Annotated in this window: 14 protein-coding genes and 10 tRNA genes; 20 read left to right on the top strand and 4 right to left on the bottom strand. The window is 48.4% G+C overall.

The window, feature by feature from the left end; all coding sequences use genetic code 11:
• Window positions 1–3: 3 nt before the first annotated feature.
• From ftsH to nadA, 3 genes are all read left to right on the top strand, one after another.
• Window positions 4–1,956: an ATP-dependent zinc metalloprotease FtsH gene (gene ftsH / locus C7R91_RS08820; protein WP_047074509.1), complete on the top strand. Its 1,953-nt coding sequence runs from the start codon at window positions 4–6 to the stop codon at window positions 1,954–1,956.
• Between the two features lie 442 nt (window positions 1,957–2,398).
• Complete coding sequence (locus C7R91_RS08815) at window positions 2,399–3,268, top strand: Cof-type HAD-IIB family hydrolase (RefSeq protein WP_047074510.1); 870 nt, start codon at window positions 2,399–2,401, stop codon at window positions 3,266–3,268.
• A 139-nt stretch (window positions 3,269–3,407) separates the two neighbouring features.
• Window positions 3,408–4,352, top strand: coding sequence for a quinolinate synthase NadA (gene nadA / locus C7R91_RS08810; RefSeq protein ID WP_017246967.1), 945 nt, complete (start codon window positions 3,408–3,410; stop codon window positions 4,350–4,352).
• Between the two features lie 61 nt (window positions 4,353–4,413).
• On the opposite strand, the gene C7R91_RS08805 is transcribed toward nadA, so the two are convergent.
• The 3 genes from C7R91_RS08805 to C7R91_RS08795 form a co-directional block, all read right to left on the bottom strand.
• The gene (locus C7R91_RS08805; protein WP_047074512.1) at window positions 4,414–5,709 is read right to left on the bottom strand and encodes an FtsW/RodA/SpoVE family cell cycle protein; all 1,296 of its coding nucleotides are present in this window, start codon (window positions 5,707–5,709) and stop codon (window positions 4,414–4,416) included.
• Complete coding sequence (locus tag C7R91_RS08800; RefSeq protein WP_017246969.1) at window positions 5,706–6,041, bottom strand: PadR family transcriptional regulator; 336 nt, start codon at window positions 6,039–6,041, stop codon at window positions 5,706–5,708. Before C7R91_RS08800 ends, C7R91_RS08805 begins: the two co-directional genes overlap by 4 nt.
• Window positions 6,042–6,152: 111 nt before the next feature.
• Window positions 6,153–6,644 (bottom strand): PCYCGC domain-containing protein, encoded by a 492-nt coding sequence (locus tag C7R91_RS08795; protein WP_047074514.1) that lies wholly within the window; start codon window positions 6,642–6,644, stop codon window positions 6,153–6,155.
• A gap of 192 nt (window positions 6,645–6,836) precedes the next feature.
• Between C7R91_RS08795 and C7R91_RS08790 the strand changes: the two genes are divergently transcribed.
• The 7 genes from C7R91_RS08790 (at window position 6,837) to C7R91_RS08760 (ending at window position 13,417) form a co-directional block, all read left to right on the top strand.
• Complete coding sequence (locus C7R91_RS08790; protein ID WP_047074515.1) at window positions 6,837–7,817, top strand: metal ABC transporter substrate-binding protein; 981 nt, start codon at window positions 6,837–6,839, stop codon at window positions 7,815–7,817.
• A 136-nt stretch (window positions 7,818–7,953) separates the two neighbouring features.
• Complete coding sequence (locus tag C7R91_RS08785) at window positions 7,954–8,724, top strand: metal ABC transporter ATP-binding protein (protein ID WP_047074517.1); 771 nt, start codon at window positions 7,954–7,956, stop codon at window positions 8,722–8,724.
• Window positions 8,725–8,759: 35 nt separating this feature from the next.
• Window positions 8,760–9,599, top strand: coding sequence for a metal ABC transporter permease (locus C7R91_RS08780; protein ID WP_047074519.1), 840 nt, complete (start codon window positions 8,760–8,762; stop codon window positions 9,597–9,599).
• Window positions 9,600–9,638: 39 nt separating this feature from the next.
• Window positions 9,639–10,064, top strand: a complete 426-nt coding sequence (locus C7R91_RS08775; RefSeq protein WP_047074521.1) for a Fur family transcriptional regulator — start codon at window positions 9,639–9,641, stop codon at window positions 10,062–10,064.
• A 115-nt stretch (window positions 10,065–10,179) separates the two neighbouring features.
• Window positions 10,180–11,802, top strand: a complete 1,623-nt coding sequence (gene nadB, locus C7R91_RS08770) for an L-aspartate oxidase (protein WP_047074523.1) — start codon at window positions 10,180–10,182, stop codon at window positions 11,800–11,802.
• Window positions 11,789–12,637: a carboxylating nicotinate-nucleotide diphosphorylase gene (gene nadC / locus C7R91_RS08765; protein ID WP_047074525.1), complete on the top strand. Its 849-nt coding sequence runs from the start codon at window positions 11,789–11,791 to the stop codon at window positions 12,635–12,637. Before nadB ends, nadC begins: the two co-directional genes overlap by 14 nt.
• Before the next feature lie 12 nt (window positions 12,638–12,649).
• Complete coding sequence (locus tag C7R91_RS08760; protein ID WP_047074527.1) at window positions 12,650–13,417, top strand: type III pantothenate kinase; 768 nt, start codon at window positions 12,650–12,652, stop codon at window positions 13,415–13,417.
• Here C7R91_RS08760 and C7R91_RS08755 read toward each other — a convergent pair.
• Window positions 13,412–13,843 carry a GNAT family N-acetyltransferase gene (locus C7R91_RS08755; protein WP_047074529.1) on the bottom strand — a complete coding sequence of 144 codons (432 nt, stop codon included), beginning with the start codon at window positions 13,841–13,843 and terminating at the stop codon, window positions 13,412–13,414. The two genes, C7R91_RS08760 and C7R91_RS08755, sit on opposite strands and share 6 nt — an antisense overlap.
• A 716-nt stretch (window positions 13,844–14,559) precedes the next feature.
• Between C7R91_RS08755 and C7R91_RS08750 the strand changes: the two genes are divergently transcribed.
• The 10 genes from C7R91_RS08750 (at window position 14,560) to C7R91_RS08705 (ending at window position 15,602) form a co-directional block, all read left to right on the top strand.
• A tRNA-Ser gene (locus tag C7R91_RS08750) sits at window positions 14,560–14,652 on the top strand.
• Between the two features lie 16 nt (window positions 14,653–14,668).
• Window positions 14,669–14,742, top strand: a tRNA-Glu gene (locus C7R91_RS08745).
• A gap of 33 nt (window positions 14,743–14,775) precedes the next feature.
• Window positions 14,776–14,851, top strand: a tRNA-Val gene (locus C7R91_RS08740).
• A 9-nt stretch (window positions 14,852–14,860) separates the two neighbouring features.
• Window positions 14,861–14,937 (top strand) — tRNA-Met (locus C7R91_RS08735).
• A gap of 78 nt (window positions 14,938–15,015) precedes the next feature.
• Window positions 15,016–15,092, top strand: a tRNA-Asp gene (locus C7R91_RS08730).
• A gap of 40 nt (window positions 15,093–15,132) precedes the next feature.
• Window positions 15,133–15,208 (top strand) — tRNA-Lys (locus tag C7R91_RS08725).
• Window positions 15,209–15,242: 34 nt separating this feature from the next.
• Window positions 15,243–15,329, top strand: a tRNA-Leu gene (locus tag C7R91_RS08720).
• Window positions 15,330–15,337: 8 nt separating this feature from the next.
• Window positions 15,338–15,413 (top strand) — tRNA-Gly (locus tag C7R91_RS08715).
• Window positions 15,414–15,419: 6 nt separating this feature from the next.
• A tRNA-Arg gene (locus tag C7R91_RS08710) sits at window positions 15,420–15,493 on the top strand.
• Window positions 15,494–15,525: 32 nt separating this feature from the next.
• A tRNA-Pro gene (locus C7R91_RS08705) sits at window positions 15,526–15,602 on the top strand.
• The last annotated feature ends 183 nt before the right edge of the window (window positions 15,603–15,785 follow it).

Raw genomic sequence — 15,785 nt, 5'->3', positions numbered from 1 at the left:
GGAATGAATCGCTTTTTTCGTAATACCGGGTTCTACCTACTGATTTTTCTTGTCACGGTCGGGATCGTGAATTTCATCCTCTCCGGTACTGATAAGGTTGGGAAACTTACATATCAGGAATTCCGGGTACAGCTAAAAGCTGACAACGTCACTGAGTTGGCGCTTCGACCAGAGAATGGTACTTACAGGGTTGAGGGTACGTTGGCAAAAGCTATTCCGGGACAGGAAAGCAACAAATTTTTTACCAATGTTCCTTTGTATGATTCAGATGTTGTAAAGCTAGTCGAAGAGAAAATTGATGCGCAAAAGATGAAGAATGTAGCGTTCAATCCTGCGGAGGGCAACAGCATTTGGCTCACGTTCTTGACCTCAATCATTCCTTTTGTCATCATCTTCATCCTGTTTTTCTTTCTTCTGAACAATGCCCAAGGTGGCGGAAGCCGAGTAATGAACTTCGGTAAAAGCCGCGCCAAGCTTTACAACGAAGAAAAGAAACGCGTTACCTTTGACGACGTAGCAGGAGCGGACGAAGAAAAGGCTGAGCTGGAGGAAGTCGTTGATTTCCTGAAAGACAACCGTAAGTTCAATGCGGTTGGCGCTCGTATTCCAAAAGGGGTACTGCTCGTAGGTCCTCCGGGTACAGGTAAAACCTTGCTCGCTCGCGCTGTTGCAGGCGAAGCTGGTGTGCCGTTCTTCAGTATCTCCGGTTCTGACTTCGTGGAAATGTTCGTTGGGGTGGGTGCATCCCGCGTACGTGACCTGTTTGAAAATGCTAAGAAAAATGCTCCTTGCATTATCTTTATTGACGAGATTGACGCCGTGGGTCGTCAACGCGGAGCTGGACTCGGCGGCGGCCACGACGAACGCGAGCAAACTCTCAACCAGTTGCTCGTAGAGATGGACGGTTTTGGTGGAAACGAAGGGATCATCATGATCGCTGCGACCAACCGACCTGACATTCTCGACCCGGCTCTCTTGCGTCCGGGACGTTTTGACCGTCAAATTACAGTTGATCGTCCTGATATCAAAGGCCGTGAAGCGGTGCTCAAGGTTCATGCCCGCAACAAGCCGATTGGCGAAGACGTGAAGCTGGACGTGATTGCTCGTGGTACATCGGGCTTCACGGGCGCAGACTTGGAGAACTTGCTTAACGAAGCCGCTCTCTTGACTGCCCGCAGAAACAAAAAGCAAATCACCATGACAGAAGTAGATGAAGCGATTGACCGCGTGATTGCAGGTCCAGCGAAGAAGTCTCGCGTCGTGAGCGAAGACGAACGCCGTCTGGTTGCCTTCCACGAAGCTGGTCATACGATTATTGGATACCACCTGAGAAATGCAGAAATGGTACATAAGGTAACAATCATTCCGCGCGGCCAAGCTGGCGGATACACAGTGATGCTGCCGAAAGAAGACCGTTTCTTTGCTACCAAACAAGACCTGCTCGACAAAATCGTCGGTCTGTTGGGTGGACGTGTTGCGGAGGAATTGGTGCTCGGGGATATTAGTACCGGGGCGCATAATGACTTCCAGCGCGCGACTGCTATCGCTCGCAGCATGATTACCGAATACGGAATGAGCAAGCTCGGACCGATGCAGTTCGGTAAGAGTCAAGGACAGGTATTCCTGGGCCGCGACTATGGCAATGAGCGTAACTACTCCGATAAGATTGCCTACGAGATCGATCTCGAAATGCAAAATATTATCAACGAGTGCTACGCAAAGTGTACAGAATTGCTGACGAAGCACCGTGATCAGCTCGATCTGATTGCGAACACGCTGCTCCGTGTAGAGACTCTCGATGCTGAGCAGATCAAGCAATTGATCGAAACAGGTAAAATGGATAACGATCCAGATGCTAATAAAGATGTGGTCGTGAACATTCAACCGAAGCTGGAAGAAGTAGAAGTAAAAGAAGAACCAAAGCAAGAAGATACAAACGAAGAACCGAAACAATAAGGGGCGCCTCAGGTGCCCTTTTTTGCAATATCGGAAAGTGTTAGGTTAAGTTTTTTAAAAGGTAACGATGAACCAATAAAGCTAGTGAGAAGAAAAAGCACAGGGCTCGTAGACCTTGACAGGCCACCCCAGTCGGAACTTAAAAAAGGGGACCACGCTTGTCGAACACTTCTTCCTTGAGAAACTTCCGCCCGTAGGGTGGCTTTGGCTCGACGGTCCCCTTTTTTAACGTATAGGAATTTATCATATAAATTCCGGAGCGCATGAAAACTTTCCGATTAAACGCGGTCGCTCCTCCTTGAAAAGGCATCGGTAGGAGGTTTTCTTAAGTGGAGACGTCCAGTGAATCCCCCTGCTGGCGTGTCAGAGTCGAAGAGAACTGTGCTTTTTCTTCTCTTCCACTATGGTGACTCAAATCCAAAGCGAATGAGAGGGATTGGATATGTTGCTTACACCAGGCATGGCTGCATTTGACATGGATGGAACCTTACTGACTCACGATTCAAAGCTGACAGAAGGAACGAAAGAAGCACTTCGCCAATTGCAACAGCAAGGCTGCAAACTCGTTTTATCTACGGGCAGGATGTATGGCTCCGCTCAAATTCCGATTGATTCCTTTCCTTTTGACGGCTTTGTCTGTAGCAATGGCGGGGCTGTTTTCGAAGGGGATGGCACGCTGGTCCGTCGATGGCTCCTTCCTACTGAGATGGTAATCGGTGCGACTCATGCCCTGAGGCAAGAAACGATTTATTATGAGCTTCATGATACCAACAGCAATCGCTGGATGATCAAAGAAGACCGTGAACGTTTGGAAGCGACCATAAGCGAGGACGCATCAGTGGAAGGGTTCTCTATCTTGAATTTTCCTTACTACAGGCTCGCTCATGTAGTGCCATTGGCAGAGATGCTGGAAAAAGTAGAGTCCGGGGGAGTAGAGATCGTCAAGTTCTTCATCTGGCATCATGACCCGGATCGTCTGGAGTGGGTGAAAGAACAGCTGAAGCCTTGGAGCGAGCAAGTGACCATCACTTCATCTGGAAAGCAGAATGTCGAAGTAATTCCTCAAGGGGTTTCCAAATGGGAAGGGCTTCAATACTTCTGTGAGAAATGGGGAATCTCCCCGGAGAAAGTAATGGCATTTGGCGATGCAGAAAACGATCGTGAGGCGCTAACGGGCGCAGGATATTCCGTCGCGATGGAAAATGCTTCTGACGAGATCAAGCAGGTGGCCAAATATATCGCCCCGCACCACAATGAGGAAGGCGTAGCCCGCTTTATTCGGGAGCGTGTTCTCGGAGAGAAAGGCGAGTAAGAGAATAAAAAAGCAGAAGCTGCGTCTGTAACGGGCCGGTTTCTGCTTTTTTCGTTCTAAAATGTACCACGTTGACAAGGTGAGGTTATACGCTTACAATGACCGTAAATTATGACACCACCGTAGGGGGATTTTTTCCATGGACGCTTTAGCGTTAGAAAAAAAAGCCCAGCGCAACGCTGAGTTACGTGAACGACTGCTGCAGCTGAAGAAAGAGCGTAATGCCATCATTCTTGCTCACTTTTACCAACGTCCCGAGATTCAGGAGGTCGCTGACTTCATTGGCGATTCCTTTGGATTGGCGCAGAAAGCGAAAGAAACGGATGCCGATGTGATTTTGTTCTGTGGGGTTCATTTTATGGGAGAAAGTGCAAAAATTCTCAATCCCCAGAAGACCGTCATTATTCCCGATGAACGGGCTGGCTGTCCGATGGCGGACATGGTGAACGTAGACGGGCTCCGCAAACTCAAAGCACAGCATCCAAATGCAAAGGTAGTGGCTTACATCAATACTTCTGCAGATGTGAAAGCAGAAACCTACATCTGCTGTACGTCGTCCAACGCGAAGCGCGTGATCGAGTCGATTGACAGCGATGAGATCATTTGGGTGCCGGACAAAAATCTTGGACACTATGTATCCCAATTCACGGACAAGAAAATGATTATTTGGGAAGGGTACTGCAATACGCATGACCAACTGTCTGTAGAAGACATCATGACGTTGAAGCAGCAGCACCCAGAGGCTGTGGTTGTCGTTCATCCAGAGTGCCGCCCAGAAGTGGTATCACTGGCTGACTACGTTGGTTCCACGACCGGAATTTTGAAATACTGCCGTGAGTCTTCGCACAAAGAGTTTATTATCGGAACGGAAGACGGCACGCGCTACATGTTGGAAAAGGACAGTCCGGACAAAACGTTCATTTTCGCTTCCAAGTACCTCGTTTGCCCGAATATGAAGGTGAACAACCTGAAAAAGTGCGTCGAGGCGCTGGAGAATATGAAGCCGGAGATTTTTGTTCCGAAGGATGTTGCTGATGCGGCACGTGCTTCGTTGGAGCGCATGCTTGCGGTAGCGCCTGCTTAAGAGGCAGTCTGATCAAATGCAAAAAGGGAGTAGAGCGCAGGGGCTTTACTCCCTTTTTCTATTAGGAGGCTTTGGTTAAGGGCTGGATGTCTTTTCGTCGGTAAATGTTCAGGGCGAGTCCAATCAATGCCATCTGCAATACGGTATGCACGATTCCAAAGCCAACGAATGGTAGATTCACAGCGATAGGGGGAGCCAGACCGACAGTCATGAAAATACCCCAGAAAAACGGCGTGAAAAAGAGTACAATCATACCGGATAACAGCAAGGATCCGTATACATCTTTTACTCGTCTAATGGCCTGGAGCAAACGAAGCAACAGCAAGACGCCCAGGAAGAAAAAGGCTATCCCTACAATTGGTCCAAAGATATACACCATGTAGGCAAAAATATAGTCAGACTCAAGGGCAGGCAATGCATCATCTAGAGAGGCACCGAAGCCTTGTCCCCATAAGGTAGCTGACTGGATGGTTTTCAAGGATTGATTGGTGATATATCCTCTTCCATCCGGTTCGAGGTACGTATTCAGGAAGTGAAATAGACGATCTAGCTGATAAGGTTGAGCGAACAGGTAAACCATCCCTCCGACAAACGCGAAAACCATAGCGAGGTAGCTCATTATAACAAGTTTTTTAGGCACAGCGGCAATCATGAGGGCGATGTAGCCACCGACATATAAGAGAACGGCAAATTCGTATTCGCCTAACATGAGAAGTAGGCACGGGGGGAGGAAGTACGATATCAGTTTTACGATGGTGTAGCGATTGTGCTCCTTCCACTCGGTGAAAATTCCTGCGAGGGCTACGATGAACAGGAAGGGACTGATTCCAATGAAATGGAGTTGAGAATCTCCGATGTCCAAATACTGAATACCGGCTATAGGTCTCCCTGCGAGCAGTGTATATAAGAGTAAGGTCATCGTGCCGAAATACAGAATCTTACTATATCTCTTTAATTTACTGTAATCCCAAAAGAGAATCGCCACGAGGACGACTGTTCCGATTATGATTCCGACCAGTTGTCTACCGATCAAATTGCGATTATCTTCTGCAATATGAAGAGAATACAGGGTAACCAGCCCGATAGCGAGTAGGATTCCCACAATCGAAACAATTCCCCACTCCATCCGCGGCTTATGCGCTTGATGCAGATGCCGCCCGACATCAACAGGATCACCCATCTCCGCAATCGCAATCCGAGTCGCTTCTTCTTCCCCGTACCCAGCCTCACGATAGTCCTCGATCTTTTCGGCGAAATGATTCTCCAACTCTAGCGTAATCGCTGCATGAACCTCTTTGTTTTTAATCTGATCACAAACTTCTTTTATGTAATGGGCAGTTCGCTTGTTCCCGTTCATGTAGCCTGCCCTCCCAGCACGGAGTCAACAGCGGTACGAAAAGATTCCCACTCCTGTTTCTTTTCTTTCAGATGCTTCTTGCCTTCGCGGGTGATTTGATAATATTTACGTTTCCGCTCTCCTTCCCCCTCACTCCAAAACGCCTCGACCTTTCCTTCAGACTCAAGGGTATGAAGAATAGGATAGAGGGTGCCTTCCTTGAGAGACAGCACACCGTTAGAGCTAGTTTCCATCGTCTTGATCATCTCATAGCCGTACATCGCCTTTTGTTCCAGCAAGGTAAGAATGAGAATGACCGTACTGCCTTTCATCAACTCTTTGTTAACTGCCATAGCTACCTCCTTATACCTCGGATTTCGATACCTCGAATACCTATGTATTATTCTATTCCATAAAAGGGAAAAAAGAAAGACCTCCTCGTCGGGAAGTCTTGTTATCTGTGTTTAGGAAGGCATCGGGGTAGGAGTTGGTTTTCCGTAGCCTTGCCCGTAGGTTTGGTCTATATAGGTACGAATTTCTTTTGTAGATTTGCCTTCTTCTTTCAGCTTGCCGGAAATAACGGCGATTTCCATGCATACGCCGCAGCGAGTGCCGTGGTCATCCCAGACAATGGAGCCATCAGATTTTTCTTCTTTGATGAAGCAGTTGCCATTATGCCCGTGTCCAGCACTTTCACCACAACCACAATAGCAGGGAATGGATTTGAGCAACTCACGGTTTGCGGCAGCAACTTTGTAGGATTGGATAATAACAGGGTCTTGGTTGTCTAAAAATTTTGGAAGCTGATCAGCGGAAGCAGTCAATTCCTGCAAGTCTCCATTGGGGGCGTGCTGCGTGTGATCGCTATGATTCTGTTCAGCTTGATCAGTAGAGCCACAGCCAGTAAGCAGAGCTGCGGTGATAAAAGTAATGGCTAACCATGATTTACGTTTCATCTTGGACATACCTCCTGCCAGTTATTTTATCATAAGGCGATGGAGAAATTGTGAAGCTACGGGAGAAGATACACATTTATGACGATTAAATCGGAATAAATCCTATTTACTTTTTAGGCGCCTCTCCGTATAATGAAAAACGACGAGAACGTAAATCGGAATCATTTTGAATTGGGTCAGGAGGAAATATAGATGAAAAGAGCTATGTTGGCAGCCCTCAGCTTCATTACGGCAGTGGGGCTAGTGGGATGTGGAGCAGCGAATGAAACGGCTGGTACACCGCAAACTGGTGGTAACGCGTCCGGGAAGCCAAAAGTATACACGACGATTTATCCATTGGAATATGTAGCGAAGCGAATCGGCGGTGAACACGTGGAGGTAACGAATCTGGTTCCCGCTGGCGTAGAGCCTCACGACTACGAACCAACCGCAAAAGACATGGTCGCTCTCTCTGGAGCAGATATCTTTGCTTATAACGGCAGTGGTTTGGAGCTGTGGGTAGAGAAGGCTGTAACCAACCTCGACAAAAACAAAACAACGATCGTTAATGCGACGGAAGGTCTCGAGCTGATTCGTGCAGCTGAGCATGAGCATGAAGGAGAAGGACACACAGAAGAAGGTCACGCAGAAGAGGCAGGGCATGACCACGGGGATATGGACCCTCATGTATGGCTCGATCCGATGCAACTGAAGGCACAGGCAGAGAAGGTCAAAAATACGCTCGTGCAAAAGGATCAGGCGCATGCTGCTGATTATGAAAAGAACTACACACAATTAGCAACAGACCTGGAACAGCTGGATAAAGAGTTCAAAGACATGGTTACGCAAGCGCCGAAGAAAGAATTCATGGTTTCTCATAGCGCATTCAGCTATCTGGCAAAACGCTACGGGCTGGAGCAAGTAGCGATCTCAGGGGTTAATCCTTCTGATGAGCCATCTACAACAGAGTTGAAGAGCTTGGTGGAGCATGTAAAGGAACACAACATTTCTTATGTGCTGTTCGAGACGTTAGTTTCTCCGAAGGTAGCGGAAGTGATTGCGAAGGAAGCGGGCGTGAAGACAGCCACACTCAATCCGTTGGAAGGTTTGACGGAAGACGATGTGAAGGCAGGCCGTGATTACTTGTCCATTATGCGCGACAATATGAATACATTGAAGACTGCACTCCAATAAGCTTTCCCTTGAAAAGATGTCGCTGACCAGGCGGCATTTTTTCATTCATTAGTAGGATGCTTGTGGTTCGGGTAAAATCGTAGTACGATGAAGGGAAGCAAATAAGAACAAATCCGATTTAAGGGATGGATATTTCATGGAACCACATAAACAAGAGGTGCCAGTCATTAAGCTCACAGGCGTCTCCTTTCAATATGAAGACAAACAGGTTCTCGATGAGGTTGAATTCACACTGGAACGCGGAGACTTTGTTGGCATCGTCGGGCCGAATGGATCAGGAAAATCTACGCTGATGAAGCTGATTTTGGGTCTGTTGACGCCAAACAAAGGGACAGTGGAGCTCTTCGGGCAACCGCTATCCAAGTTTCGTGAATGGAACCGCATTGGATACGTGGCTCAACAGGTTGCGCATGGAGCGGGTGGATTTCCGGCGACGGTGCGAGAAGTCGTGTCATCTGGATTGGTCGGCAAAGTAGGCCTTTTTCGCAGACTGACAGGTCAGCATCATGAGAGTGTACGGGCTGCGGTAGAGCGTGTCGGCTTGCTGGAGAAGCTGGATCAACGAATCGGCAACTTGTCCGGCGGGCAATTGCAGCGCGTATTCATAGCGCGAGCTCTCGTAGCTGAACCGGAGCTGTTGATCCTCGATGAGCCTACAGTCGGTGTCGATCAGGAATCGATCGATCAATTTTACAGCTTGCTTCGTTCGCTGAAGGAAGAGAACGGATTGACGATGATGATCGTCAGCCACGATGTGGGAGTCATGTCGCAATGGGTGACCAAGGTGGCTTGTGTGCAGAAAAAAATTCACTTCCATGGAACGGCGCACGATTTTGAGCATAACCAAGAAAAAATCTTGCAAAGTATGTACGGTGATTCGGTCAGACTGCTGTCTCATCATCATTAAGCTTTGTAAATAGGTAAGAAAGAAGGAATATGCACATGCTTGCTGATTGGTGGCAGTATGACTTTTTGCGGTATACCCTGTTTTCAGGGATTTTAATTGGTCTGATCTGCCCTATTTTGGGTACGTTTCTCATTGTTCGTCGCTTGTCGATGATGGCAGATGGCTTGTCACACGTCACGCTGTCCGGTGTAGCTGCCGGGATGCTCATTTCCAAAAAGGTCGCCTTCTTCTCCGTGGTTAATCCGCTGTTTTTTGGGATGTTGTTTGCGGTGATCGGTTCGTTGTTCATCGAGCGGCTGCGTAAGGTGTACAAAGCGTATCAGGATTTGGCGATTCCGATTATTTTGTCCGCGGGACTTGGGCTATTTACGGTATTGATCAGTATCGCAGACGGTTTTAATGCAGATCTGTATTCGTACTTGTTCGGAAAAATCGTGACGGTGTCCATTGAAGATCTGTATGCGCTGATTGGTGTGGCAGTAGTCGTTTTAGGGACAGTCTTGTTGATTTACAAAGAGCTTTTTGCTGTCTCCTTTGACGAGGAATTCGCTCGCGTCTCCGGCGTGGCAAGGCGTTCGATTAATTTGTGGTTCATGGTGCTCGTCGCTCTGACGATTGCGGCTTCCATGCGTATTGTTGGTGTCCTGTTAATCTCGGCCCTGATTACGCTTCCGGTGGCGGCTAGTCTGCAAATCGCAAAAAGCTTTCGTCAAACGATTTTCTTGTCGATTTTGTTCGCGGAGTTTTCCGTGCTGAGCGGTTTGTATTTTGCCTATCTCCTTGATTGGGCATCTGGTGGTACAATTGTACTGATGGCAGTACTGGTTATGCTGGTTGTATTGGGTGTAAAAAAGCTGCGGGCCGCTTTTCGATAAGAGTTTTCCGGATATGACAAAAGGAAGGAGTGTTTGTCGATGAAAGTAGAAGAAGCGCTGCAAATATTGAAAGACCATGGTTTCAAGTATACCGGCAAGCGGGAGGAGATGATTCGAATCTGCGCGGCCGAGAAGCGATATCTGTCTGCCAAAGATATTATGGAAAGAATCAAGGAGCAGTATCCGACACTCAGCTTCGATACCGTCTATCGCAACATTTCCACTTTTGTTGAGCTGGGGATTCTGGAAGAGACGGAGCTGGATGGGGAAGGCAGATTCCGTTTGGCCTGTTCGACAGATGGACACCATCATCACCATGTGATTTGTACCGAATGTGGAAAGACTTCTTCTTTGCCAGGATGTCCGATGAATATCATTTCCGCGGTACCGGAAGAGTTTCAGGTGACGGGGCACAAGTTCGAGGTATATGGGACGTGCAAGGAATGTGTAACACATTCGAATTAATCGGATAGAGGGGAGTGCTCGCTTTTGCGGGCGCTCTTTTTTTGCATCTCCTCCAAGCGTGTATTTGCTATAATGGGTGGAAAATCATCAGTTACAAGAGAGAAGGGACACAGTCATGATTCCCCGTTACATTGTGGACTTTGATTTGCACACCTTGCCTCGGATGAGGGCAGATGTAGCTGTTATTGGAGCAGGAATTGCTGGGTTGTATACGGCGTTGCAAACGAGTGAGTATGCGGATGTGGTGTTGATCAGCAAGAAGGGACTCGATGATAGTAACACACGCTGGGCTCAGGGAGGAATCGCTGCTGTAACAGCCCAATCAGATTCTCCTGCCCTTCATCGACAGGATACGTTAATCGCTGGAGCAGGTCTTTGCTCGTATAACGCTGTGGAAGTCCTGGTGCATGAGGGCCCTGATCGCTTGCATGAACTGATTGCATATGGAACGGAATTTGACCGCGATGAACAAGGGGAGTACGAGCTGACACAGGAAGGCGCGCATAGCAAACGACGTATTTTGCATGCGAACGGAGATGCCACAGGGGCAGAGATCGTCCGCGCTTTGTCCAAGCGTGTGATAGAGCAGCCAAACATTCAGGTTTTGGAATATCATTTTGCTGTGGATGTTATCACGCAGGATGGCGAATGCGTGGGTGTCCTCGTGCGTAAGCCGGATGGCGAACTGTTTTTCCTGGAAGCAAAAGCAACGGTACTGGCTACGGGAGGTGCAGGTCAGCTTTATCGTTACACAACGAATCCGCAAATCGCTACAGCAGATGGGATCGGCATCGCGTATCGGGCTGGCGCTCGCATTAAAGATGTGGAATTTATCCAGTTTCATCCGACTGCGCTTTACTATCCGGGAGCCCCGCGCTTTTTGATTTCGGAAGCCGTTCGTGGGGAGGGTGCCATTTTGCGTAACAGCAATGGTGATCGCTTCATGGACAAGTACCATCCGCAAAAGGAGCTGGCACCGCGCGATATTGTCGCCAGGGCGATTGTCTCTGAGATGGAACAGACGAAGTCTACGTTCGTGTATCTGGACATTACCCACGAATCGGAGGACCTTATTAAGCGGCGTTTTCCGACGATTTATAATTTTTGCTTACAATATGGGCTCAATATGGTGACAGATTGGATTCCAGTAGCTCCTGCCTGCCATTATATTATGGGTGGGGTCCAGACTGATTTGAACGGGGAGACCTCGACGAAGCGGCTTTTTGCATGCGGGGAAGCTTCCTGCACAGGGGTACATGGAGCAAATCGACTGGCTAGTAACTCGTTATCAGAAGCTGTTGTATTCGGTCACCGCATAGCGGAGCGTATCAAGCAGCTGGCTGATTTGCCGAGCATTCATCCCTTCCAGGTTGGTTCTAAGCAAAAACTGCCCCAAGCGTTCAATACACGTGAACAACGATTGAAAATGCAAAAGCTCATGCTGCGGCACGTTAGTGTGAAGCGCGACGATAAAGGATTAACGAAAGCATTAGCAGAGCTTGCGCGAATGGAGCAATACTATCAGTACGAGCCTGAGAGTCTGGAAACGTTTGAATTTTTCAATCTGCTGAATGCTGCCGTCCTGACAACGCGAGCGGCACTTTTGCGGGAAGAAAGTAGAGGTGGGCATTATCGTACTGATTTTCCAAATAAAGACGACTTGGTGTGGCGCAAGCATTTGATCCAGTCTATAGAAGATGGTGTCCAAGAGGAGTGTGAGAAGCATGATGTGGAATAAACGGGAGCTTCAGCGAAAAATAGAGGAATGGCTACAGGAAGACGTGGGGTTTGGTGATGTGACGACGATGAGCACGATTCCTGAATCGGAGCAGGGTGTGGGTATTTTATATGCGAAGGAAGCGGGGATCGTGGCAGGCTTGCCGATTGCGGAGCAAGTATTTTCCACGGTTGATTCTACCCTCGTTTTTGAGGCAAAAGTAGAAGAAGGGGCACAAGTAGAGGTTGGTCAGCAGATCGCCCAAGTCAGCGGCTCGGTTCGTTCTATTTTGAGCGGAGAGCGGCTTGCCCTTAATTTAATGCAACGACTGTCTGGGATTGCCACGAAAACGAGTGAATACGCAACCGCCGTCGCAGGGACGAAGGCACGAGTTGTCGATACGAGAAAGACTACACCAGGCCTCAGGGCTTTGGAAAAGTATGCGGTTCGAGTCGGGGGAGGCTACAATCACCGTTTTGCCCTGTATGATGCCGTGATGATCAAGGACAATCATATCAAAGGAGCGGGCGGTATCGCACAGGCTGTTGCGGCGGCACGCGCGGTTATTCCTCATACGATGACAGTAGAAGTAGAGGCCGAATCGTTCGAACAGGTTCAGGAAGCATTGGCAGCAGGTGCAGATACAATCATGCTCGACAATATGTCCCTCGATCAAATGGTGGAAGCCGTGCAGTATATCAATGGGCGGGCGATTGTCGAGGCATCTGGCGGTGTGAGTCTAGAGACGATTGGTGACATTGCAAAAACAGGCGTAGATATCATTTCGGTCGGGGCGCTGACTCATTCTGTCAAAGCGTTTGATATCAGCCTCGATCTGAATACACGCAAGCGGTAAGGAGCGACCACGATGTTATTGGTGATCGATATAGGCAACTCCAATATTGTGTTGGGCTTGTATGAAGGCGACGAGCTTCAACACCATTGGAGAGTGTCCACAGACCGTAACAAAACGGAAGACGAGTACGGCATGCTCGTCAAAAGCTTGTTTGGTAGCGTAGGGCTTGGTCTTGAACAGGTAAGAGGCGTCATCATCTCGTCTGTCGTGCCGCCTTTAAACCTCACGATTGAACGCATGTGTGGGAAGTACATGCAACAAAAAGCGCTGATTATCGGACCGGGTATCAAAACAGGACTGAACATCAAGTATGAGTATCCGCGAGAGGTTGGTTCCGATCGAATCGTGAACGCTGTTGCTGCGATTCATCATTATGGTGCGCCGCTTATTGTTGTCGATTTTGGTACAGCGACGACCTTTTGCTATGTGGATGAGCGGGCGCAGTATTGGGGCGGGGCGATTGCTCCTGGTATCGGGATATCGACAGAGGCGCTCTTCACTCGTGCTGCCAAACTCCCGCGAATCGAAATTGCCAAGCCTGCAAGTGTAGTGGGGCGGAATACGATAGCGGCGATGCAATCCGGTATTTTCTATGGGTTCGTCGGTCAGGTCGAAGGCATTGTACGCAGAATCATGGATGAATACGGGACGCGACCTACCGTAGTTGCTACGGGAGGGTTGGCAGCGCTTTTTGCAAATGAGACCTCTTGTATCCATGTCGTGGATCAGAATCTTACGCTAAAAGGACTTCGTTTGATCTATGAGCGCAATCAGTCATAGTGGATGGCGAACGTATTTGCAGAAAAACATTTCAGGATCATCTGGATCTAGATGAGTCAGAGTTCCGCAGTGAACATATCCCAGCCTCAGACAGAGGCGTTGCATTCTTTCGTTGGAAAGGTTAGTAGAAGTGAACAACTTCTCCGTTGGGGAGATCGTTTCCAGATAGCGCATCATCTCCTCGCCAACCCCTCGTTTCTGATAGTGAGGGTGAACAATGAGCAGATGAATAAAGCTGTTCTTAAAAAAGGATTGATTGATGATGGCAAAACCGACGATATTCTTGTCGATTAACGCCAAGTAGCAATGCCCTTGCTCGATGGCTTCTTGAAGTTCAGATGAACGACTGGTTGAACCGAGAACCATGGCATCAATCGTACATACAGCAGGAATGTCTTGAGGAGTAGCTAGACTAATCGAGGTCATCCATTTCAAATCCTTTCTACTTGTAAATCGTTGCCAATATTGTATGGAATGGAAAAAGGGTGTTAAACTACTGGTAGAGATATGGATTATCCAACATATAAATAAAGGAGCCAATACCGTTGCAGCGGCAAGGCTCCTGAGACAAGTAGCTGTGGCACACCCACGGCGCGCATGATTACAAAAACAGCGAACCCACCGTCAGGCGGTCAACCTTAGGCGGTGGGTTTTCGCTTGTTACGCCACTTTCTTATCCATCGGTAGAGCTTCCTGCTGCTAAACCAGAGGCTTAGCATGGTTGCCAGTACTTTTAGGAAAAGGTAAAGCGTGCCGAGCGAGACCATCAGCATCACCTCCTTTACAGGAAGCTGTGCCGTGGTCTTCCACCGCCAGTCTTGTCTCGAGTTAAATTATACCATCTCGGCTTACTCTATGGTGAGTTCTGTTAGTAGTGTAGATACGAGCCGACTCGACAAAAAGAGTGGTACTCGGCGAGTAACATTGCTGGTGACAGAGAAAAAAGTTGAGATTTTCAATACTTTTCGTTGACAGCACATGATCCACACGCTACAATGGCTATTGTGCCTGACAGAAAAGTTATGTCACATTGAACTTTTTAAGTTTCTCTAAAAAAGTTCTTGCGTTTCAGATGAATGCATGCTAACATATGAATTCTGAAAGGCAAACAAGCGGATCGCTTTGATCCACTTCAAATATACGGATGGATGTCCGAGCGGCCGAAGGAGCACGATTGGAAATCGTGTAGGCGGTGTCGAACCGTCTCGTGGGTTCAAATCCCACTCCATCCGCCATCACTTTCTTAGAAATGGCCCGTTGGTGAAGCGGTTTAACACAGCAGCCTTTCACGCTGTCATTCAGGGGTTCGAATCCCCTACGGGTCACCTAGCAAAACGCCCTGCAAACGCAGGGATCCTGGAGGCTTAGCTCAGCTGGGAGAGCATCTGCCTTACAAGCAGAGGGTCGGCGGTTCGATCCCGTCAGCCTCCACCACTTAACTATCGCGGGATGGAGCAGCTCGGTAGCTCGTCGGGCTCATAACCCGAAGGTCGCAGGTTCAAATCCTGCTCCCGCAACCAAATTTTCTACATGGACTCCGTTGAGTAATCATGCGTGATCAAGTAGGATGGGAGTACCCTTTGGGTGCAACCGAATATGGAGCTGTGGTGAAGTTGGAGTTCACGCCGGTCTGTCACACCGGAGGTCGCGGGTTCGAGTCCCGTCAGCTCCGCCATTTCAACCTTGATGGTCTGAAATAGCGATAAATATAGCGAGAGCCATTAGCTCAGTTGGTAGAGCATCTGACTTTTAATCAGAGGGTCGAAGGTTCGAGTCCTTCATGGCTCACCAGTTTTTTAAAAAAGCGAGAGATTGAATTTTATATGCGGTCGTGGCGGAATTGGCAGACGCGCTAGATTCAGGTTCTAGTGGTGGCAACACCGTGGAGGTTCAAGTCCTCTCGACCGCACCAATAAACATGCGGACGTAGCTCAATTGGTAGAGCGTCGCCTTGCCAAGGCGAAGGTCGAGGGTTCGAGACCCTTCGTCCGCTCCATAACATGTGCCCTTAGCTCAGCTGGATAGAGCGTTTGACTACGAATCAAAAGGTCGGGAGTTCGAATCTCTCAGGGCACGCATCTTCATCTTAAAAAATGAAGAACTGTAATCGGGAAGTAGCTCAGCTTGGTAGAGTACTTGGCTTGGGACCAAGGGGTCGCAGGTTCGAATCCTGTCTTCCCGACCATCGATTTCTTAAAAAGATGGTTGACATGAATGTGATGCACATGATATATTGAAAATCTGCTCTTACTAAACAAATTGCAGATCGGTTGAAAAACACTTTAAAAAGCGTTTGACAACTGAGGGTCAATGTGCTACCATAGAGTTCCTGCTAGTTTAGCAGAACTAAAAATGCTCTTTGAAAACT

Source organism: Brevibacillus formosus (genome assembly GCF_003013405.1).
GTDB lineage: Bacteria > Bacillota > Bacilli > Brevibacillales > Brevibacillaceae > Brevibacillus > Brevibacillus formosus.
Note: the sequence above shows the minus strand (reverse complement) of the source record. Positions and strands in the feature narration are given on the sequence as shown.